Source organism: Shinella sp. HY16 (assembly GCF_028534175.1).
In the GTDB taxonomy this organism is placed as follows: Bacteria; Pseudomonadota; Alphaproteobacteria; order Rhizobiales; family Rhizobiaceae; genus Shinella.
The window spans coordinates 26,326-45,594 of record NZ_JAHYXL010000004.1 but is presented as its reverse complement, the minus strand read 5'-3'; the positions used below and the strand labels follow the sequence as shown (position 1 = coordinate 45,594).

The following is a 19,269-nucleotide window of genomic DNA, read 5'->3' as shown; positions in this document are numbered from 1 at the left end:
GAAAACGATGGATATTGTCCTGAACCGTCAGCCTGCCAGCGTCCCAGACGATCTCGCCGACGAACCGCTGCTCTTCTTGCTCCGGGACCATTTCGGCCTCAACGGTCCACGTTTCGGCTGCGGTGTCGGCTCCTGCGGCGCCTGCACCGTCATCATCGACGGCGAGGCACAACGCTCCTGTCTGCTCACCGCCGGCGCAGTCGATGGCCGGACGATCCTGACGCTGGAGGGGCTGGCCGCCGACGGCAAACTGCACCCCTTGCAGGAAAGCTGGATCGCCGAGAGCGTGCCGCAATGCGGCTACTGCCAGAACGGGCAGATCATGACGGCGCACGCCCTGCTTTCCGCTCATCCAGCAGCTGGCCCGGACACGATCGCCGAAGCCATGGACGGCGTACTCTGCCGATGTGGCACCCAGGCACGTATCCGCCGGGCGATCGCTCGGGCACAGACTATCATGCAGAGGGAAACATGATGCCGAAGCTTTCTCGGCGCGGTTTCCTCAAGGCGCTCGGATGGGGTACAGCCGGCATCACTGCCGTTGCCGGTGGCGCGACCTGGGCACTGATGCCGGTGCTGCCGCCACGCAAAGGCCCGACAACCGTCGACGCGGCGACCTGGATCAGTCTTCGGCCGGACGGAAGGTTCAGGCTTTTGTCGACCCGCGCGGAGATGGGCCAGGGCATATCCATGGGGCTCAGGCAGGTCGCCGCCGACGAGCTCAATGTCAATGTCGATCGCATCGATCTCGTATTGCCGGATACCTCCCTCATCCCCGTCGCCCGTTCGACGGTGGGTTCCGATGCCATGCGGGAAACAGGGCCGCTCGTCGCCCGCGCAGCGGCGGCGCTTTCTACTGCTATTCTACGCGAAGCCGCGACACGACTTGCCCGCCCGCTCGATACCCTTCGCATCGAACCGGCAGGTGTCCGTGGCGATGATGGCTCTCTGCTTTCCTTCGAGACGCTCGGGTCCGGTCCGGCTCTGCTGGTGACGGGTGAGGAGGTGGATGCGGCAAGGCCGAAGCTTGCAGTGCGGCGTGATGACCGGCGAAACGTAGGCCATCCCTTTCCGACCCACGACATCGACGCCATCGTGACTGGCAGCCGACCGCTTTATGCCGACGACATCAGGCTGGAGAACATGGTGTTCGGCGCGATCGTACGGCCGCGCGCGATTGAAGGTCGCATCCTCTCCGTCGATGCGTCGGCTGCCGCCGCAGTGCCTGGCTATGTCGGTCTCTACCGCGAGGATGATTTCATCGGCATCGTCGCCAACCGGCGCGGCGCGCTGGCACAGGCGCTCGACCTACTTTCCCTGGTGGAGGAAAACAGCCCACCGCTTGCTTCCCTCGATATTGCGGAGATGGTGTCAGTCGCTGACGACAGACGGCTGGAACATACAATACTCGACACCGGCGTTCCGGACGACCGGCCCTTCGACATGGATATCACACTTTCCGTACCGCTTGCGGCACATGCCTCAATCGAGCCGCGCACAGCAGTCGCCCAGTTTCGTGACGGCGATCTTGAAGTGTGGACCGGCACACAGGATCCGTTCTTCGTCCGCAACACGCTCGCTGCCGCCTTCGGCCTCCCCCAAAGCTCCGTTACGGTTCATGCCATGCGCATTGGCGGCGGGTTCGGCGCTCGAACCATTGTCGCCGCGGAAATGGAGGCCGCACGGCTGGCCAAGCTCTGCGGCAGGCCAGTCAAGGTGCAATGGTCACGGCGCGACGAGTTCAGGTCAGGCTTCCATCGGCCACCCTCCTGCCACCGCATCCGCGCATCGGCCGATGCCACGGGCCGGATTTCGAAGTGGCATCACATCTTCCGGTCCGGCCACATCATCTTCACTTCGGCCGCCATGGGACCGGGCCTGCAGTTCGCCACGAGTTTTGTCGGCGATCCCGGTGTTGCGCGTGGTGCGACCCCACCGTACCACGCCCAGGCCAGTCATGTAGCATTCGAGGACGTACGCCTGCCCGTCAAGACGGGACCATGGCGCGGCCTGGGGACTGCCGCCAACCATTTTGCAGTGGAGACCGCCATGGACGTTCTGGCACGAACCAAGGGGCTCGATCCATTGGAGATGCGCCTCGCCGCATTGGGCCCACAGCATGACCGGTTGAGAACAGTCCTCAAGGAGGCCGCCGACATGGCCGGCTGGACTTCCCGATCGGCAACGGCTGACGAAGCGATGGGGCTTGCCTGCGGCATCTACAAGGAAATGTCCTATGCCGCCGCCGTCGCGCGCGTGGCACGGACAGCGGACGGCTATCGAGTGACGGGCCTGTGGTGCGCGCACGACTGCGGGCTGGTGATCAATCCAGATCAGGTTCGGGCTCAGGTTGAAGGCAATCTCGTATGGGGAATCGGCATGGCACTGCGGGAAGAGCTGATGATCGAGGACGGGGCGATCCCTGCCGAAAGCTTCTTTGACTACACCGTACCCGTCATGTCAGACGTGCCGGACATACAGATCCGGCTGATTGAGGGAAGCCCCGTGCCCACAGGAGCCGGCGAGACCGCCATCACCTGCGCAACCGCCGCCATCACCAATGCCATTGCCGCCATAACGGGGGAAACAGCAACGCGGTTGCCGGTCCGGCATGCACCAGCATAGACGTCTTTGTGTGGGGTCAGGGTCGGATTCCAGGCACGAATCACCTTGCCTGGATGCTTCGCAGATTTCGGCGGACTCTAGCGTTCTTTGTTTTCGTTTGCCTTTTCAGGAAGACCGGTTCCACTTTTCCCTGACAAGCTCTAGGCCAGCGCGCGCCAGTTCCTAAAGCGTCCGATTGACAGCGCCCGCGCGACGCCAAACTTTACCGCGAGGCCTTGCTCGTTTGGATTAGGGATACCCGACACCCACAGTCCGCGCCCGCGTCACGCTTCGGGCTGCGTTTGCATCGCTCTGCAACAGCCCGAAAGCGACCAACGCGCCGACTGTGGCGGAGCCCTCTCAAACCTGGACGAAATGCTGCGCCGAGACCTCGTGGTAGCGCCGTTTGGGTGGGGCATAGCCGAGGGGGCGGACCGGGCTTTTTGTCTCGTCGGTGGAGAGATTTCGCCGGATGGTGCGCCTGGCGGGATCAGGGATCGGCACGGCGGCCATCAGCTTCCTCGTATAGGGATGCTGCGGATTTTCGAACACCTCCCGGCGCGGGCCGATCTCGACGATCTCGCCGAGATACATCACCGCCACCCGATGACTGACCCGTTCCACGACAGCCATATCGTGGCTGATGAACAGATAGGCGAGGTTGAAGCTCTGCTGCAGGTCGAGAAGGAGGTTGCACACCTGCGCCTTGACCGACACGTCGAGCGCCGACACCGCCTCGTCGGCGATGATCACCTTCGGATCGAGCATCAGTGCGCGCGCGATCGCGATGCGTTGGCGCTGACCGCCGGAGAATTCGTGCGGGAAGCGCCGCATCATGTCCGCGTTGAGCCCGACACGCCCGAGCAGATCGGCGGCCTTGTCGCGTGCCTGCTCCCTGGTGCCGAGGCCATGCTCGATAAATGGTTCCATCACTGCCGCGCCTACCGTCATGCGCGGATCAAGGCTGGCGAAGGGATCCTGGAACACCATCTGGATGCTGCGCCGCATCGTGCGCAATGCCCCCCGATCGAGGCCCATCACATCGTGACCGCCAAGCGAGATCGCTCCACCCGTCGGCTCCACGAGCCGTATGATCGAACGCCCCGTCGTCGACTTGCCGCACCCGGATTCGCCGACGAGCGACAGCGTCTCGCCCGCCTTCAGGTCGAAGGACACGTCCTCCACCGCATGGACGGCGCCGCTCCTTCGCCCGAGCAGGCCCGAGCGGATATCGAAGCGTGTCGTCAGGTTCTTCACCTCCAGGAGAGGCCTCTCGCCGGTCGCAGGCATCGGCCCCTCGCTTTCCGACTGGCGCGTCTCGCCGGTCGTAATGTCGATCACCGGAAAGCGCATCGGCCGGGCACGGCCCGCCATGGAGCCAAGGCGCGGAACCGCCGAGAGCAATGCCCGCGTATAGGGGTGCCTGCCGCTGTTGAAGATGTCTTCGGTTGCACCGGTCTCCACCGCATCGCCGCGGAACATCACGATCGTCCGGTCGGCGACTTCCGCCACCACGCCCATGTCGTGCGTGATGAAAAGGACCGCCATATCCTCCTCTTCCTGCAGCGTCTTGATGAGGTCGAGGATCTGGCCCTGGATCGTCACGTCGAGCGCCGTCGTCGGCTCATCCGCGATCAGGAGCTTTGGTTTCGAGGCGAGCGCCATGGCGATCATCACGCGCTGGCGCATGCCACCGGAAAACTGGTGCGGATAGTCGTCGAACCGGCCCTTGGCGTTGGGAATGCGGACCTTTTCCAGAAGCCTGGTCACCTCCGCCCGCGCCTCGCTCCGGGAAAGGGAGCGGTGGCAGGTGATCGCCTCTGCGATCTGCTTGCCGATCGGGAAGATCGGATTGAGCGAGGTCATCGGCTCCTGGAAGATCATCGAGATATCGTTGCCGCGGACCTTGCGCATCTCCTCCTCGCCAAGCGCCAGCAGATCGCGCCCGCCGAACACCACCTTGCCTTCGATGCGGCTCGCATACTTCGGCAGAAGCCGCATGATCGACAGGGACGTCACGCTCTTGCCGGATCCGGACTCGCCGACGATTGCCACCGTTTCGCGCGGAGCGATCGAGAAGGAAAGGTTGCGGACGACCGGCTTCCACTGGTCGCCCGACCTGAACGCCGTCGTGAGATCGCTGACGGACAGAACCGGCATCTGGGCGGGATGTGTGTCCATCTCGCTTTTTCCTCTTAGGCGGCGGTGTGGATCGGATCGACAGGATGCTTGGCCAGCGGAAGCACGTCGATATCGTACATCCACGGATTGGCCGGCAGACTGGTGATGATCTCATGCAGCTGCGTGGCATCCGCCGCGCGCCACAGCCCCCAATTCTCGAAGCGGCAGGGCACACGCCACATACGCACCAGATGCCCCTCCTTGATCAGTTCGGCAGCGTGGGCGCGCTCGTCGTGGATCACCTTCGCCTTCAATTCCGGATCCATGTCGTCAGACCAGCGAAGCTTGATGTTGACCAGAAATTCCATTGCATGTTCTCTCATGATTTGACGTCCAGATCCTTGATGATGGTGTTTGCGGCGTTGTAGCCGGGGATGCCGGTGACGTAGCCACCCGGCCAAGTTCCGCCACCCGAGAGGTAAAGCCCGGAAAGCGGCGTGCGGTAATCGTGTGCCTTGCGATGCGGACGCGCACCGAAAAGCGCATTCGGCAGCATGTCGCCATGCGTGATGTTCGACTGGACGAGGCCAAGCTCGGCCTCGATCTCGACTGGATTAAAGTAACGAAGACCAACGAGGCGCCGCCGCAGGTCCGGCATGTAGTGCGCAAGCTCGTCGATACAGATATTGGCGAAACGCTCGCCGGCTTCCGGCCAGCTCCCCTCGGAAAGCGTATAGGGTGCGTGCCAGACGTTGACGCTGAGGAGGTGGCAGCCTGCCGGCGCCATATCCGGCGAGGTCACCGATGGCATCAGGCCCCACATGATCGGCCGCTCGGCCAGTCGCCCCGCCAGTCCGTCCGCGATTGCCCGCTCGATGTAGTCGAGGGACGGCGCGATGCGGAACTGCACCTGTGCCGCCTGCGCCGGATCCACATCTGCCGGAAGGCCGGCATAGCGCGGCACGCCGTCGAGTGCGAGGACCAGTTTGAAGGCAGAACCCCGCATCGGCACCGCAGCGATCTCGCGTCGGGTGTCGGCGCCCACCGCTTCGTCATCCAGCAGCCTGCCGAAAAGCGTCTTCGGATTGATCGCCGACAACACGGCCGTCGCGTAGAATTCATCGCCCTTGACGGTGACGACACCCCGAGCCCGGCCCGATGCATGAAGGATCCGCTCGATCGGCGCATCCTTCAGGATGGTCGCACCATGCGCAATGCAGCAGGCTTCGAGCGCGTCAATGATCGCGCCCATACCGCCGACCGGAAGGCCCGTCGAGCCCCGGAGCGCCGCACGTCGCGGGTCGTCTTCGTCCAGCGCTGCATAGGAGGCGAGCGAGATCGGCCGCATCATCAGGCCGACGGCCGAACCGGGTGCGGACGGCGGGGTCAGCGTCGCATTGAGCGCCAGCATGCCGAGCAGTGCCTTGGCTTCCTCCGATTGCAGCCGTTCGTCGAGCAGCTGGCGCAGGCTGCCGCACATCACGCGGTCGAAGAGACCAGCGAGATGGCGGGGCACGTCGCGGGCGGCGCGAACCAGATCGGGAGACGGCGCGAACATCGATGCGCCCAGATGCCGCCCGAGTTCTTCGAGATCGGACAGGAGGCCGAAATAGCGCTCCGCTTCACCCGGCGCATAGGCGTCGAACTGCGCCGCCAGCCGGTCCCTGTCGCGCCAGCCGATAAAGGCGCCGCGCGGAAACGGATGCACGACCGTCGGATCGGTGCGAATGAATTTCAGGCCGAAATGCTCCAACTGCAGCTCGGCGATGAAGCGCGGCTCGAAACTGCCGGGCGAGTTGGTGAAGGCGCAGCGATAGCCCGGCAGGAACTCGAAGGTTCCGCAGGGGCCTCCGAGCGTCGGCCGCGCCTCGATCAGCAGCGGGCGCAGCCCGGCCTTGGCGAGATAGGCGGTCGCCACGAGACCGTTGTGCCCTCCCCCCACGACGATGGCGTCGTATGTGCCAGTCGATATATCGGCGATGTTCGACATGCGATTTCCAGTTTGCTTGCGATAGAGGGCGGGCGGGCAAGCCGCTCGCGTTCAGTGCGGGCTATTGCGGCAGATGATCGTTGGAGAAGTAGGCGGTCGCCTCCTTCTTGCCGAGCATCGAGCCGAATTCGGCGAGCGTCTTGTTCATCGCCTCCCAGTCCGCCTCGGCCATCCAGCCGAGCGGCTTGCCCGCGCTCTCCTTGGTGTGGAGCGAAGCCTCATAGGCATCGAGCACGCTGCGGTGGAACTCGGCCGGCTGGGTGTTGCCGGAAACCTTGAGGAAGATTTCGACGGCCTCGTCCTTGTGGGCGAAGGTGTATTCCATGCCCTTCCTCGTCGCGGCGAGGAAGCGCTTCACGATGTCCGGGTTCTGCGCCAGATACTCATTGTTGACGACGATGCCGAAGCCGAGATTGGTTACGCCCCAATCGGCATATTTCAGCACCGAAACCGCCTTGCCCTGCGCCTTGAGCTGCGGGGCGTAGAAATAGTCGTCGCCGCTGATGCAATCGAGCTGGCCGGAAGCGATACCGGCGAACTTCGCGTCGCCGGGCATGTTGACGAGCGAGATGTCGGTCAGTTCAAGGCCGTTGGCCTTGAGGAAGGCGGGCAGGATCTGGCCGTCGGAGCCGGTCGGCGTGGAACCGATGCGCTTGCCCTTCACATCGGCCGGCGTCTTGATGGACGGATCGGCGCAGATCAGCGAGATCGGGCCCTGCTGCCACCAGCCGGCAACGGCAGTGATCGGCACGCCCGCGGAAACCGACTGGGCGACGGTTGAAAGGTTGGCATGGCCGATCGGATCGGCATTTTCGCCGACCACCATGGTCGTGGTCTTCGATCCCTGTCCCTGCGCGATCTCCACGTCGAGATCGACCTCGTCGTAGAACCCCTTCTCCTTGGCAAGGATCATCGGCGTCTGCCCCGCCCACCAGCTCCAGTCGAGGCGCAGGCGGATGCTGTCTGCGGCAAGGGCTGTCGTGCTCATCAGGGCAAGGGCCAGAAGCGTGCTGCCCGCCTGCTTGAAATGTCTCATGTTCGGTTCCTTTCCAGGGATCTCAGGCTGCGTCTTCGGCATCGTCACGGATGACGCCCATGCGTTCAAAATGGACAAGGATCTGGTCGACGATCCCGTTGAATTCCGGCGTGCCGCGCACCGAGAGCCGGCGACGGCGTGGCAACGGCACGTCCAGCACCGCTTCGACGCGCCCGGGGCGCGGCGCCATCACCACGATGCGGTCGGACAGGAACACGGCCTCCTGGATCGAGTGCGTGACGAAGACGACGGTCGGTCGCGAGCGCAGCCAGAGCGACTGGAGGTCGACCATCATCTGGTCGCGGGTAAGCGCATCCAGTGCACCGAAAGGCTCGTCCATCAGGAGCAGCGACGGGTCGTGCACAAGCGCGCGGCAGACGCTGACACGCTGGCTCATGCCGCCCGAGAGCTGGTGCGGATAGGCGTTCTCGAAGCCGGCAAGACCGGCTGCGGCCAGGAGATCCTTCGCCTTGGCACGGTATTCCGCATCCGGCAGCCCGCGTGCCTCCGCCTGCAGGAGGATGTTGTCGATAACGCTGCGCCATTCCAGCAGGACCGGCGACTGGAAGACGAAACCGAGATCCGTTTCCGCCTTGCTCACCGGCCGGCCGCCGATGCGAAGCGTACCCGTGGTCGGGAAGTCGAGGCCGGCGATGATGCGCAACAGCGTGCTCTTGCCGCACCCGCTAGGCCCGACGATGGAGAGGAACTCACCCGGCTCAATGTTGATGGAGGTCGGTACCAGCGCTTCCAGTCCGGCATAGGACCGCGAGACCTTGTCGATTGTGATGGACTTGCCCATGGCGCGCTCCTCAATGTCCGTCGCGGCGCTGAGAGCGATGCCACGGCATCACGCGCGCCTCGACGAATTGCACGATGGCGAAGCTGACGACCCCGATGAGGACCAGAAGGATGAGGGCGGCGAACATCAGCGCCGTCTGCAGCTGTCCGCTGGACAAGAGGATCAGATAACCGAGGCCACGATCCGAGCCAACGAACTCGCCGACGACAGCACCGACCACGGCGAGCGTGACGCAGACCTTCAGGCCGCCGAAGAGGCTCGGCAGCGCATGGGGCAGATAGATCTTGCGGAACATCTGCGCCTGCGAAAGCCCCATCGTCTTGCCGAGGAAGACCATATCCTGCGGCACGCTCTTGAGGCCGACAACGCCGCTGATGACGACCGGGAAGAAGGCCATCAGCACGCCGACGACGATGTTGGTGTGCAGGCCGAAGCCGAGCCAGACGAGAATGAGCGGCGCCAGCGCGACCTTCGGCACGGCCTGACTGGTGACGAGCAGCGGATAGACCGCGTCCTCGAACCAGCGGAAGCGTGCGATCAGCACTGCGAGCGGCAGCGCGACGACGATGCTGAGCAGAAAGGCGATCAGCGTTTCAAACGCGGTGATGCCCGAATGATAGATCAGCACGGGAAACTGCGAAATCAGCGTGGAGGCCACGGACCCGGGCGACGGCAGGAGATAGGGCGCGGGCTTTGCGACCGAGACGACGAGCTGCCACAACGCGATGATCACGATCAGCGACAGGAGCGGGTAGACCACGCGGGATACCTTCATGGAAAATCCCACGCCTCCGCTCGCCTGCATTGTCATATCGGTCTGGCTCATCGTGCTCTCCGGTTCAATCCTGGTGGGTGATGGCGGGACGACAGGTGTCTCCCGCCATCACCGCCGTTTCATGCGGCGTTGGCCGTTTTCACCGAGGCGGCTGGAACGAAGCCTTCGCGGAAGAGCTTCAGCCAGTTTCCGCCGGCGATCCCGGCAATCTCCTCTCCGGAAAAGCCGCGCTTTTCGAGACCTTCGAGAATGTTCGGGAAATCGACCGGGGACTGGAACCACGAGGGCCACTTGGAGAAGCCCTTGATCGGGATGGCACTCTCGCGCGCCCAGCGGCCGGCGCGCCACCACTTGATCTGGCTTTCCGGCCAGCCGTCGTAGAAATCCGTGCCGAGGCCGACATGGTCGGCACCGACAAGATCGACGGTCCAGGCGACCATGTCGAGGAAGGTGTCGAGCGTGCAGTCCGACCCGTTCTTCATGATCTTCGGATAGTTGCTGAGGCCGATGACGCCGCCGGTCTCGGCGAGGCGCTTGATCAGCGCCGTCGACTTGTTGCGGCGATTCAGCTCGATGTCCGTGCCGACGAATTCCTGCGGATTGGCGTGGGTGACGGCGATCGGGCGCGAAGAATATTCGATCGCGTCGAAGCAGGTACGCTCCGTGCAGTGCGAGACGTCCACCACCATGCCGACGCGGTTCATTTCCGCGATGACATTTCGGCCGAAGAATTTCGAAACGCCGGCCTCGTCAGGCTCCCAGCACCCCGAAGCAACCCGGTTCTGGACGTTGTAGGTGAGCTGCGCGATGCGCACGCCGAGCTGGTAGAAGATCTCGATCAGCTCGATATCGTCTTCAAAGGGCGAGGTATCCTGGAAACCGTAGACCACCGCGGTGCGCCCGGAGGCGGCGATGCGCTCGATGTCCTCGCCCGTCGTCGCAAGTGCGATCAGGTCCGCGTTCTGCTCGAGAAGGCGGTTCCATTCGCCGATCACGGTCAGCGTTTCGCGGGCATTCTCCCAGATCGACAGCGTCACGTGCACGCAGCCGACGCCACCGCGCTTCCACTCCTCGAAGCGGGCGCGCTCCGGCTTGTTGTATTGCAGGGCGTCGATCAACAGGGGCTTTCTTGCCGATAGTGTCATCGGATTTCCTTTCCGTTCGAATGTCAGTTTGCGAAGGGGTCGGCCGCCGGGCCGTATTCGACGACGATCGCCTTGACCTGGGAGAACTCGTCCATGGCCTCGACGCCGTTCTCGCGGCCGATACCGGATTGTTTGTAGCCGCCAAAGGGGACACGCAGGTTGATCGCCCGATAGGTGTTGACCCAGACGGTTCCGGCCTGCAGTTGTCGCGAGACGCGGCGCACGCGGCCGACGTCGCGGGTCCAGAAGCCGGCGGCAAGGCCGTATTCCACGCCGTTCGCCATGGAAATCGCCTCTTCTTCCGTCTCGAAACGCTGCACGGTGACGACGGGTCCAAAAATTTCCTCGCGGCAGATCCGCATGTCGCTCGAAACATCGAGAACGATTGTCGGCGCGATCCAGTAGCCATCGATGAGTTCCGGCCCGAGATCGGGCTTCTGACCACCGGAAGCAAGGCGCGCACCCTCTGCCACCGCTTCGTTCACGAAACCGTTGATACGCTCGTACTGCCGCCTGTTCGCGACCGGGCCGATATGCGCCCTTGGCGAGGCAGGATGGCCGAGACGGATACGGCTCACGGAGGCGATGTAGCGCTCGACAAAGCTGTCGTAGATTTCGGCCTGTACAAGGATGCGCGAGCCGGCGACGCAGGTCTGACCGCTGCCGGAAAAGGCCCCTTGCGTTGCGGCAATGACGGCACCGTCGATATCGCCATCGGCAAAGACGATATGGGCTGACTTGCCACCCGCCTCGCAGACGAAGCGCTTCATGCCGGCGGCGACCTTTGCACCCAGGACCTTGGCTGTCGCCGTGCTGCCGGTAAAACTCACCATCTGCACACCGGGATGGGTCGCGAGCGCCTCGCTGGCCACCGCATCACCGATCACCGCATTGACGATGCCCGCCGGGAAACCTGCTTCCATCGCCAGCTCGGCAAGCGCGATGCTGGAGCCCGGCGCCTCCGCCGGCGGCTTCAGGATCACCGCATTGCCCATGGCAAGCGCCGGCGCCAACTTCCAGGAGCCGAGCGAGAGTGCGCCGTTGAACGGCGTGATGGCGACGACGACACCGAGCGGCTCGCGCACGATGCGGGCGTCTGCGGTGCGCGAGACGGTGCGGAAGACATCGTCATGGGTGTCGAGCGCGCTCGCATAGTAGTCGTACCAGGTGGCCGTCGCCTTCATTTCGGCAGCAGTGGCGGCATGGCTCTTGCCATTGGCAAGGCTTTCCAGCGCACCGAGGCGATCCGCGTTGGCAGCGATCAGCGCACCGAGCTTGCGCAGAAGCAATGCGCGGTCATATCCCGTCATCGACGCCCACGGCTCCGAAACGAAGGCCTTGGTGGCGCTGGCAACGGCAAGCTCGACAGCGTCGTCAGAAACGACGGCACTTGCCCAGACGGCACCGGTCGAGGGGTCATGAAGCGGGATCTTCCGGCCGGCGGGCGCGATTGCAGCGCCGCTGACATAGGAAGTGAAAACGTCCTGTTGGGCGGATGTGGGCATTGTCGGGGTCGGATCCGTTTGCAGTGTGAGGAGAGACATGGCCGGCTCCTTCACAGTTTGATTTTCGGGTTGAAGTACGAGTAGAGGACGTCGACAGCGAAATTGATGAGCACGAAGGCCAGGGCGAGGATCAGGATGCCGCCCTGGATCAGCGGAATGTCGCGGGTCGAAATCGCCTGGTACATGGCAAGGCCGATGCCGGGCCAGGAGAAGATGGTTTCGGTCAGCACGGCGCCGCTAAGCAGGAAGCCCATCTGCATGCCGATCACCGTAATGATCTGCGGCATCGCGTTCGGCAGCGCATGACGCAGCACCACACGGGACTCACGCATGCCCTTCGCCCTCGCGGTGCGGACGTAATCGCTGTTGATGACCTCCAGCAGCGAGGAGCGGGTCATGCGGGCGATCGTCGCCAGCGACCAGGCGGCAAGGGTGATCGACGGCAGAATCATATGCGCGGCAAGGCTGAGCATGCCGTCGCCGCCACCGACGCTCTGCATCCCCGCAACCGGCAGGACGCGCAGATAGAGACCGAAGATCATGATAAGCACGAGGCCGAGCCAGAAGGACGGCATCGAATTGAAGAACAGGACAATCACCGACAGCGACTGGTCGCGCAGCGAACCCGGCTTCAGCGCCGCCCAGGTGCCTGCCGCAACGCCGACGATGGCGGCAAGGATGATGGCGGCAACGGCGAGAAGAGCCGTGTTGCCGAGGCGATCGAGGATGACGGTCGCAACGGGCTGCGCAAAGGTGAAGGACTGACCGAGATCGCCCTGCAGCAGGTTGCCGACATAGATCAGGTATTGAACATAGGCCGGTTCATGCAGCCCCATGCTGAGCCGCAGCGCTTCCTTTGCCTCTTCCGAAGCCGTGGCGCCGAGCAGCATGTCGGCCGGATCGCCGGGGATGATCTTGGCGAGCAGGAAGGTCGCGATCGTGACCCCGATGATCACGGGAACGATCTGGAACGCGCGTCTGAGGGCGAACACGAGCATCGTCTTAGTCCCGCTGCTTGTTGAAACGTGGATCGAGGTAGTCGCGGGCACCATCACCGATGAGGTTGAAGGCGACGGCGAGCACGACGATGGCAAGGCCCGGAATGGTCGCGACATGGGCGGCAGTCGCCAGTGCCGTACGGCCGCTCGACAGCATCTGACCCCATTCGGGAGCGGGCGGCTGCGGGCCGAGGCCGAGAAAGCTGAGGCTCGACGACAGGATGACATTCCGTCCGGTCTGCAGCGTGCCGTAGACGATGGCCGGGCCGAGGATGTTCGGCAGGATGTGCCGGAGCGCGATGCGCCGGGCGCGGAAGCCGAGAGCGTGGGAGGCCTCGATGAACACCTCCTCCTTGACCTGCAGCACGGCGCCGCGAACGATGCGGCCGAACGCGGGTACGGTGACAACGACCATCGCGATGATCATCGACGACAGCCCCGGCCCGAGCGCCGCGCTGATGCCAAGCGCCAGAAGGATGCCGGGAAAGGCGAACATGATGTCGAAGAAGCGCATGATCACGGTATCGACGAACCCGCCGATATAGCCGGCGATCATCCCGAGCAGGCCACCGATGGCGAGCGCAATGACCGTCGGCACGATCGCAACCAGCAGCGCGTAGCGCGTGCCGTGGATGAGGCGGCTCAGGATGTCGCGCCCGAGCTCATCCGTACCGAGGAGATTCCAGCCGGAGAACACCCCCTTGTAGCGGGCGAGCGGATTGGCCCTCAACGGATCGAAGGGCGATACCCAGTCGGCAAAGATCGCAGCGAAGACGATGACGGCCAGGATGCCAAGGCCGATGGCCAGCGCCGGATTGCCCAGGATGCCGCGAAAGGCTCCTCGCCATTTGCGCGCGGGCCTGACTGTCTGTTCGGTCACGGTCGTCATCGTTCTCTTCCGTCGCGGTTCTGCGGTCAGGCGGCGTACCAGAGCTTGCCGAGGTTCGGGATCTGGTCCTTCAGGCCGACGGCGCGCAGCGCGCGCCACAGTGTGGCCTGGTTGCTCGATACGACGGCTGCACCCGTATCCATTTCCAGATAGGGAAGGATCGGGAAGGTGCGATAAGTGCCGCAGGAGATCAGGATCGCATCGCATTTGCCGGCGGCCTTGAACGCCTGCTTGCCGAGCCTGTAGGCGCTGTCGGCGTCATGCACGCTTGCATCGAACGGATCGGTGATCTGGAGGCCCAGCATGGAGGCGATCTTGAAGCCCTTTGCTTCCATGAAGGCACCCATCTTCTCATTGACCTCGTCGGAATAGATCGTCGCAACCGCAATCGAGGTGGCGCCGAGCGCCTTCAGCGCATCCATCTGCGCCGCCATCATGGTGATGGCCGGGATGCCGGTTTCCGCTTCGATCTGGGCACAGACCTCCTCGTCGTGGCCGACACCGCGCAGGAACGTGCCTGGTGCACCGCACTGAACGATGAGATCCACCTTGGCGGTCGCGAGCTGGCGCGAGGCTTCCAGCACCTGCGACATCATCACCTTCAGGCCTTCCTCATCGACCCGCGGCACGATGGTCCGGGCGTCGGCGAAGGCAACGCCGACAGGCGCAACCGACCGCCATTCTTCGGCCCCCTCGATCGCCGTCGCCGGCCTCATCTGCCCGATGCGCGCGCGCCAACCTAACATCATCTGCGTATTCTCCTCTTTCAGATCCCAATCAAAACAGCAGGTTACTTTACCTGAATGCGGGGGTAGTCGATGAAGACGGATCTTGCCGGCAGGATGCCGCCGACACGGGCGCTCAGCACGCGCGGCAGGCGATCCTGATAGAGGAAGATCCATGGACTATCGTCGGCGATGCGTTCGGCCGCCTGCCGATAGAGGTCGAGGCGTTTGGCCTCGTCGCTCTCGCCACGCGCCTCGGCGAAGCGCTGGTCGGCCTCGGCATTGGTGAACCAGCCGCGATTGACGCCGCGGGGCGGCTGCTGGTCGCCGGCGAACATGCGCTCCAGCCAGTAGGCACTGTCGGCGCCTGTCGTCCAGCCATTGAACGAGCCCTGGACGTCATCCTTGTAGCCGGGCCCCTCGGTCGAAACGAGCGTCGCGAATTCGAGGAACTGCGGCTCCAGCGTGATGCCGACCTCGCCGAGATCCTGTTGCAGGAGCGTGACAACCTCGGAGGCCTGCCCGAAACCGGGGCCGCTGTTCGGCGCCATCAGCTTGATGGTGACGCCAGTGGAAAAACCGGCTTCGGCCAGCAGCGCCTTCGCCTTTTCCGGATCATAGACATAGATGGATCCGGTCGTGCCCGGCAGCTCATTGCCCGAGGGAACCGGTCCGCCGAGCGGCGTGACCTGCCCGTTGAGCAGGGCCGCCAGATTGTCGCGGTTGACGGCATAGTTCAGCGCCTGCCGGAACAACTTGTTGTCCGTATATTGCGCCTTGGTGTTGAGCCGCACGAAATACTGGTTCGCCGGCTCGGGATACTGGATCTGCAGGCTCGGGTCGACGGAAAGCTGGGCGATCTGCTGCGAGCTTGCGCTCGGGATGATGTCCACCTGGCCGGTCTGCATGGCGATCGCCATGGCGGTCGGGTCGGTCACAGGTCTGAAGATGAGGGTATCGACGGCGGCCGCACCGCCCCAATAGGCCTCGTTCCGTTTCAGATCGAGCTGCTGTCCCTGCTGAAAGGCCTCCAGCCGGAAGGGTCCGGTTCCGACAGGGTTCAAGCCCATCGCATCGCCCTTGTGAGCCGCCATCGCGGCCGGACTGATGATGCCGGAGCGGCGGTCGCTGAGAAGGCGCAGCAGACCCGAAAACGGCTCCTTCACCTTGATCTCGAAGGTCTGCGCATCGATCGCCGCCGTGCCGGCGATCCAGCGGGTGAGGAAGGTCATGTTGCCGGCGGCACGCTCGTCATAGGCCGGCGACGCCTTGTCCATGATCCTGGCGAAATTGGCCTGGACGGCGTCCGCATTGAAATCCGTGCCATCGTGGAACTTGACGCCGGAGCGCAACGTAAACCGATAGACCAGGCCATCGTCGCTCACGGTCCAGCTTTCGGCGAGGCTGCCCTTCAGCGCCGGTGCCGTATCGGTCACGACCGACAGATCCTCCCGCACGAGCGGGTCGTAGATCGCATCGATCACCCGAAGACCGGGCGTGCCGGTCATGCGGTGCGGATCCAGCGGCGGTATGGCGCCTTCGGAACCGATGACAACCGTCTGCGCCAGCGCGGAAGCCGGAGCCACGAGGGCGGAACTGGCGACAAGGCAAGCGAAAGCCGCCGCCAGATGGCGTTTCGTCAACATATTCAACATCCTGTTCCCCTTGTTGGTTGGGTTTATTCCGCGCCGAGGATGAGTGGCTGCGACCCGTGACCATCATTAAAGGCGCCAGGATTCGATAAATCAAATTGAAAAACTTTCGGGATTGATCACAATGAACTATAAATAAACGTCTGGAGATATTCGATGGTCGGCCCACAACCCCAGGCTCTGCCCTCCCCGTCCTACACCGCGACCATCCGCCACCTTCGGGCGTTTCTCAGCGTCGCGAAGCATCGCAGTTTCACGCGCGCAGCAACGGAGTTGCATCTGTCGCAACCGTCGCTGACGATGACGATCCAGCAGCTGGAAGACATCGTCGGAGGGACGCTGTTCGACCGGACGACGCGCAACGTCATCCTGACCCAGGAAGGAACCGATCTCTTCCCGGTGGCCGAACGTGTCGTCGACGATTTCGACCTGGCGATCCGCAACATCCGGCTGACGGCCTCGAGCCGAAACAGCTGCATCCGCGTCGGTGTGGTCAGCTCGATCGCAACCAAGATCATGCCCCGCATCCTGGAGGCGTTTCTCGCCTCCAGGCCGGGGCTTCGCGTCCAGCTTCGCGAGGGAAACTCGAACGACGTGCGCCGTCTCGTGCGGCGCAACGAGGTGGATATCGGCTTTGCCAGCATGGACGGCCCCGATGCCGAGCTGGTTTTCAAGCCGCTGTTCAAGGACCAGCTCGGCCTCTTCCTTCGCCACACGCATCCCCTGCATGCAACTGCACAAGACGGTGTGCTGCGCTGGGCCGATCTCGCCAACCACAATTTCGTCGGCCTGACACTGGACACGGCGACCGGCCCGATCCTCTCGCAAATGGAGCACCTTCCCGAATCCATCCGCGTGCCAAAATACGAGGTATCGACCTATCCGACGCTCTGGGCCCTGATCGAAAACGGTCTCGGCATCACCACGGCACCGGCGCTGGCAGCAGAGTTCCTTCCCGACAACCGCATCGCCTTCCTCGGGCTCGTCGAGCCGGTGGCATGGCGCAGCGTCTACATCGTCACGCGGCTTGGCCGCGCCCTCCCCTCCATGGTGACGGCGTTGGTGAAGACGGTCGAGGCGGAGCTCGCCGTCATTGCCAAAAGCCATTCACGGATCGCAACATTCTAGGAAACCTGTGCGCGGACCGTGCTCGGCACTTGAATTTGCAGTATTTTCACCTGGATGAAGACCATGTGCGGCGGCGGCCGTCATCCTTGTCCACTTGGCGATGCGACAATGGTTCGATGGGCTGCCATTCTGCGGTTTATCCGGCCGCGGCAATGATCTTCGCGCTCCGTTTCATATTGTAGGGATGGCGGTCAGGCGAATGTGGATACCGGCCTTGCACTGACCCGGGATCGCCTCGAGCAGGAGGGTGCCCAGACCAGGAACGGCAAGGCTCCGGCGAAAGTGAACAAGGCAGTGCACCCCGGCGATCCGCTCCGATCGGGAGAAACCGCAGAGCCGCCGAAACGAAGCACGATCACCCACAACCCCGCCCAGCTTCACGTCCGATAGGTCATACGAGCGGAATGACGGGTCAATTGCACCACCAACATATAGAGAGTATGCAGTTTATGCGATAAATTGCGGCTTAACCGCACGCCTCGTCTTTCACATATAATGCTGGATAAGATTGCCTTATCGGTTATTTTTCACAATAGAGTGAAAACGGCCCGTCTCATCGAGCAGACAGGCAAAAATCGTGGCGCGGCGCGGTTTGCGCCGCCTCCTGGCATGGCCTGCCGGTTCCATCCATGGCGGCTGTTTCCACAGCCCGTGCACCTGCCTGCCCTCGACTTTCCGGCCAGCGTGCTTTATGGGCCGTCGCATCAAGAGAATGCGGATGTTGCCATCCATATGGTTCCTGCCTTGGCGGGAAACGCCTTTCGGCATCCTGTGCAGATAAGCCTTGCGCCATTTCCAGATGGTAAACACGTCCCGGCCAACGGCTGGAAATGCCCAAACAGCGTATCCGAAATCTTAACACGGATGCGCTACACCTTTCCCGGCCCAGCAAGGGGCACCGGAGATACAGATGACGTTCGATAAGACTCGTTCCCATGCCCTGAAGACCCGCCCGAAATGGACGGCCACCATTGTGCTCGCGATGGCCATGTCGACCGCCCTTGGGGCATGCGCCCAGGCCGGAGACGCCGGCAAGCCGAAGGTTCAGACCAAGTCGGTCTATCTCGTGAAATACTGGGTCGGCAACGAGGTCCGCTATCGCAAGAATCCCCGCGGCCAGGTCATGAAAATTTCGGCGGCCGACTATCTGAACAACAGCCTCTACGTCTGCACGCCGAGCGGCTTTGGCCAGAAGGCGCGCTGCCGCGGCATCTAGGGCATTATCCGACGCCGAAGCGATCTCGCTTCGGCTGGAAATGCTCTTGGCTGGCGGTCCGGCCTCGACGGGCTGACGATGACAAGAAAGCTGCCGGACGGATCGCCCGACAGCTTTTTCGTTTCTGTCAGCGTATGTCCTTGATGCGCGCGACTTCCCTCGACGCCAGATCGCCGCTGATCAGCCGCTGCACTTCATCGTATTTCTGCACGGGATTGTGCCGGAACACATACCATTTCCCGCCGATGGTCGGCTTCTGGTAGATGACGCCGTCCTTCTCGCGATGCAGGAAGCAGTTGATCGCATGGCTGCTGCTGCGCTTGCCGCCCCAACGGGCGTTCATGCACACTTTTCCGCCATCCATCGCATACCAGCTGCCTTCGCCATAATACCGGGCCTTGCCCTCACGAACCCAGCCGGCAAAGCGTTTCGAGTCGGCCGGCAGGAACCAGCGCGTTTCGGACTCGCCGGAGAAATACCCGCCACCGGTTTTCCATTTCCAGGTCCGGCCGGCATACATCCTTTCGAGTTCGCTGGTTTTCATCGGCGTTGCGGCGACGGCACGGGCCGCCGTCGCGTCGACCGTCCGGGGTTTGGATCCGGCGGTCGCCTGGCCTGCTACCAACAGGACAGAGAGTACAGCATTCATGCACAAGAAACGGATCGACACCATTTTACCCTCC

17 protein-coding genes are annotated in these 19,269 nt (G+C 63.3%); 4 read left to right on the top strand and 13 right to left on the bottom strand.

What is annotated here, in order from left to right; genetic code table 11:
* Nucleotides 1–7: 7 nt before the first annotated feature.
* Both K0P03_RS29260 and K0P03_RS29255 read left to right on the top strand, forming a co-directional pair.
* Entirely contained in the window at nt 8–475 is a 468-nt protein-coding gene (locus K0P03_RS29260) for a (2Fe-2S)-binding protein (protein ID WP_272791423.1), read from the top strand.
* Nucleotides 475–2,625: a xanthine dehydrogenase family protein molybdopterin-binding subunit gene (locus K0P03_RS29255; RefSeq protein WP_272791422.1), complete on the top strand. Its 2,151-nt coding sequence runs from the start codon at nt 475–477 to the stop codon at nt 2,623–2,625. Before K0P03_RS29260 ends, K0P03_RS29255 begins: the two co-directional genes overlap by 1 nt.
* A gap of 339 nt (nt 2,626–2,964) precedes the next feature.
* Here the strand turns inward: K0P03_RS29255 and K0P03_RS29250 are convergent, their stop codons facing one another.
* From K0P03_RS29250 to K0P03_RS29195, 12 genes are all read right to left on the bottom strand, one after another.
* Entirely contained in the window at nt 2,965–4,785 is a 1,821-nt protein-coding gene (locus K0P03_RS29250) for an ABC transporter ATP-binding protein (RefSeq protein WP_050744251.1), read from the bottom strand.
* A gap of 14 nt (nt 4,786–4,799) precedes the next feature.
* Complete coding sequence (locus K0P03_RS29245; protein WP_245290276.1) at nt 4,800–5,108, bottom strand: muconolactone Delta-isomerase; 309 nt, start codon at nt 5,106–5,108, stop codon at nt 4,800–4,802.
* The gene (locus tag K0P03_RS29240) at nt 5,105–6,715 is read right to left on the bottom strand and encodes a phytoene desaturase family protein (RefSeq protein WP_272791421.1); all 1,611 of its coding nucleotides are present in this window, start codon (nt 6,713–6,715) and stop codon (nt 5,105–5,107) included. Before K0P03_RS29240 ends, K0P03_RS29245 begins: the two co-directional genes overlap by 4 nt.
* A gap of 61 nt (nt 6,716–6,776) precedes the next feature.
* A complete protein-coding gene (locus K0P03_RS29235) occupies nt 6,777–7,751 on the bottom strand; it encodes an ABC transporter substrate-binding protein (protein WP_023512309.1) in 975 nt (324 codons plus the stop codon).
* Between the two features lie 22 nt (nt 7,752–7,773).
* Complete coding sequence (locus K0P03_RS29230) at nt 7,774–8,553, bottom strand: ABC transporter ATP-binding protein (RefSeq protein ID WP_272791420.1); 780 nt, start codon at nt 8,551–8,553, stop codon at nt 7,774–7,776.
* A gap of 10 nt (nt 8,554–8,563) precedes the next feature.
* Entirely contained in the window at nt 8,564–9,379 is an 816-nt protein-coding gene (locus K0P03_RS29225; RefSeq protein WP_050744255.1) for an ABC transporter permease, read from the bottom strand.
* Between the two features lie 68 nt (nt 9,380–9,447).
* Complete coding sequence (locus tag K0P03_RS29220) at nt 9,448–10,473, bottom strand: dipeptidase (protein ID WP_272791419.1); 1,026 nt, start codon at nt 10,471–10,473, stop codon at nt 9,448–9,450.
* 23 nt (nt 10,474–10,496) lie between these two features.
* Nucleotides 10,497–12,017, bottom strand: coding sequence for an aldehyde dehydrogenase family protein (locus K0P03_RS29215; protein ID WP_272791418.1), 1,521 nt, complete (start codon nt 12,015–12,017; stop codon nt 10,497–10,499).
* 11 nt (nt 12,018–12,028) lie between these two features.
* The gene (locus K0P03_RS29210; RefSeq protein WP_050744256.1) at nt 12,029–12,976 is read right to left on the bottom strand and encodes an ABC transporter permease; all 948 of its coding nucleotides are present in this window, start codon (nt 12,974–12,976) and stop codon (nt 12,029–12,031) included.
* 4 nt (nt 12,977–12,980) lie between these two features.
* Nucleotides 12,981–13,865 carry an ABC transporter permease gene (locus tag K0P03_RS29205; protein ID WP_023512303.1) on the bottom strand — a complete coding sequence of 295 codons (885 nt, stop codon included), beginning with the start codon at nt 13,863–13,865 and terminating at the stop codon, nt 12,981–12,983.
* Nucleotides 13,866–13,891: 26 nt separating this feature from the next.
* Nucleotides 13,892–14,614, bottom strand: a complete 723-nt coding sequence (locus K0P03_RS29200; protein ID WP_023512302.1) for a maleate cis-trans isomerase family protein — start codon at nt 14,612–14,614, stop codon at nt 13,892–13,894.
* A gap of 41 nt (nt 14,615–14,655) precedes the next feature.
* The gene (locus tag K0P03_RS29195; protein WP_197283979.1) at nt 14,656–16,236 is read right to left on the bottom strand and encodes an ABC transporter substrate-binding protein; all 1,581 of its coding nucleotides are present in this window, start codon (nt 16,234–16,236) and stop codon (nt 14,656–14,658) included.
* A gap of 162 nt (nt 16,237–16,398) precedes the next feature.
* Between K0P03_RS29195 and K0P03_RS29190 the strand changes: the two genes are divergently transcribed.
* Both K0P03_RS29190 and K0P03_RS29185 read left to right on the top strand, forming a co-directional pair.
* Nucleotides 16,399–17,370, top strand: coding sequence for a LysR family transcriptional regulator (locus K0P03_RS29190; protein WP_023512300.1), 972 nt, complete (start codon nt 16,399–16,401; stop codon nt 17,368–17,370).
* Nucleotides 17,371–18,280: 910 nt separating this feature from the next.
* On the top strand, nt 18,281–18,586 hold the full coding sequence (locus tag K0P03_RS29185) for a hypothetical protein (RefSeq protein WP_023515731.1): 306 nt from the start codon (nt 18,281–18,283) through the stop codon (nt 18,584–18,586).
* A gap of 127 nt (nt 18,587–18,713) precedes the next feature.
* Here the strand turns inward: K0P03_RS29185 and K0P03_RS29180 are convergent, their stop codons facing one another.
* Nucleotides 18,714–19,259, bottom strand: coding sequence for a DUF995 domain-containing protein (locus K0P03_RS29180; RefSeq protein WP_023515730.1), 546 nt, complete (start codon nt 19,257–19,259; stop codon nt 18,714–18,716).
* Between the last annotated feature and the right edge of the window lie 10 nt (nt 19,260–19,269).

Coding starts and splice junctions, on each gene's coding strand:
- K0P03_RS29215 (WP_272791418.1), bottom strand. CDS start 12,017: ATGTCTCTCCTCACACTGCAAACGGATCCGACCCCGACAATGCCCACA.
- K0P03_RS29235 (WP_023512309.1), bottom strand. CDS start 7,751: ATGAGACATTTCAAGCAGGCGGGCAGCACGCTTCTGGCCCTTGCCCTG.
- K0P03_RS29195 (WP_197283979.1), bottom strand. CDS start 16,236: ATGTTGACGAAACGCCATCTGGCGGCGGCTTTCGCTTGCCTTGTCGCC.
- K0P03_RS29225 (WP_050744255.1), bottom strand. CDS start 9,379: ATGAGCCAGACCGATATGACAATGCAGGCGAGCGGAGGCGTGGGATTT.
- K0P03_RS29200 (WP_023512302.1), bottom strand. CDS start 14,614: ATGATGTTAGGTTGGCGCGCGCGCATCGGGCAGATGAGGCCGGCGACG.
- K0P03_RS29220 (WP_272791419.1), bottom strand. CDS start 10,473: ATGACACTATCGGCAAGAAAGCCCCTGTTGATCGACGCCCTGCAATAC.
- K0P03_RS29250 (WP_050744251.1), bottom strand. CDS start 4,785: ATGGACACACATCCCGCCCAGATGCCGGTTCTGTCCGTCAGCGATCTC.
- K0P03_RS29190 (WP_023512300.1), top strand. CDS start 16,399: ATGGTCGGCCCACAACCCCAGGCTCTGCCCTCCCCGTCCTACACCGCG.
- K0P03_RS29205 (WP_023512303.1), bottom strand. CDS start 13,865: ATGACGACCGTGACCGAACAGACAGTCAGGCCCGCGCGCAAATGGCGA.
- K0P03_RS29255 (WP_272791422.1), top strand. CDS start 475: ATGCCGAAGCTTTCTCGGCGCGGTTTCCTCAAGGCGCTCGGATGGGGT.
- K0P03_RS29240 (WP_272791421.1), bottom strand. CDS start 6,715: ATGTCGAACATCGCCGATATATCGACTGGCACATACGACGCCATCGTC.
- K0P03_RS29260 (WP_272791423.1), top strand. CDS start 8: ATGGATATTGTCCTGAACCGTCAGCCTGCCAGCGTCCCAGACGATCTC.
- K0P03_RS29185 (WP_023515731.1), top strand. CDS start 18,281: ATGACGTTCGATAAGACTCGTTCCCATGCCCTGAAGACCCGCCCGAAA.
- K0P03_RS29245 (WP_245290276.1), bottom strand. CDS start 5,108: ATGAGAGAACATGCAATGGAATTTCTGGTCAACATCAAGCTTCGCTGG.
- K0P03_RS29180 (WP_023515730.1), bottom strand. CDS start 19,259: ATGGTGTCGATCCGTTTCTTGTGCATGAATGCTGTACTCTCTGTCCTG.
- K0P03_RS29230 (WP_272791420.1), bottom strand. CDS start 8,553: ATGGGCAAGTCCATCACAATCGACAAGGTCTCGCGGTCCTATGCCGGA.
- K0P03_RS29210 (WP_050744256.1), bottom strand. CDS start 12,976: ATGCTCGTGTTCGCCCTCAGACGCGCGTTCCAGATCGTTCCCGTGATC.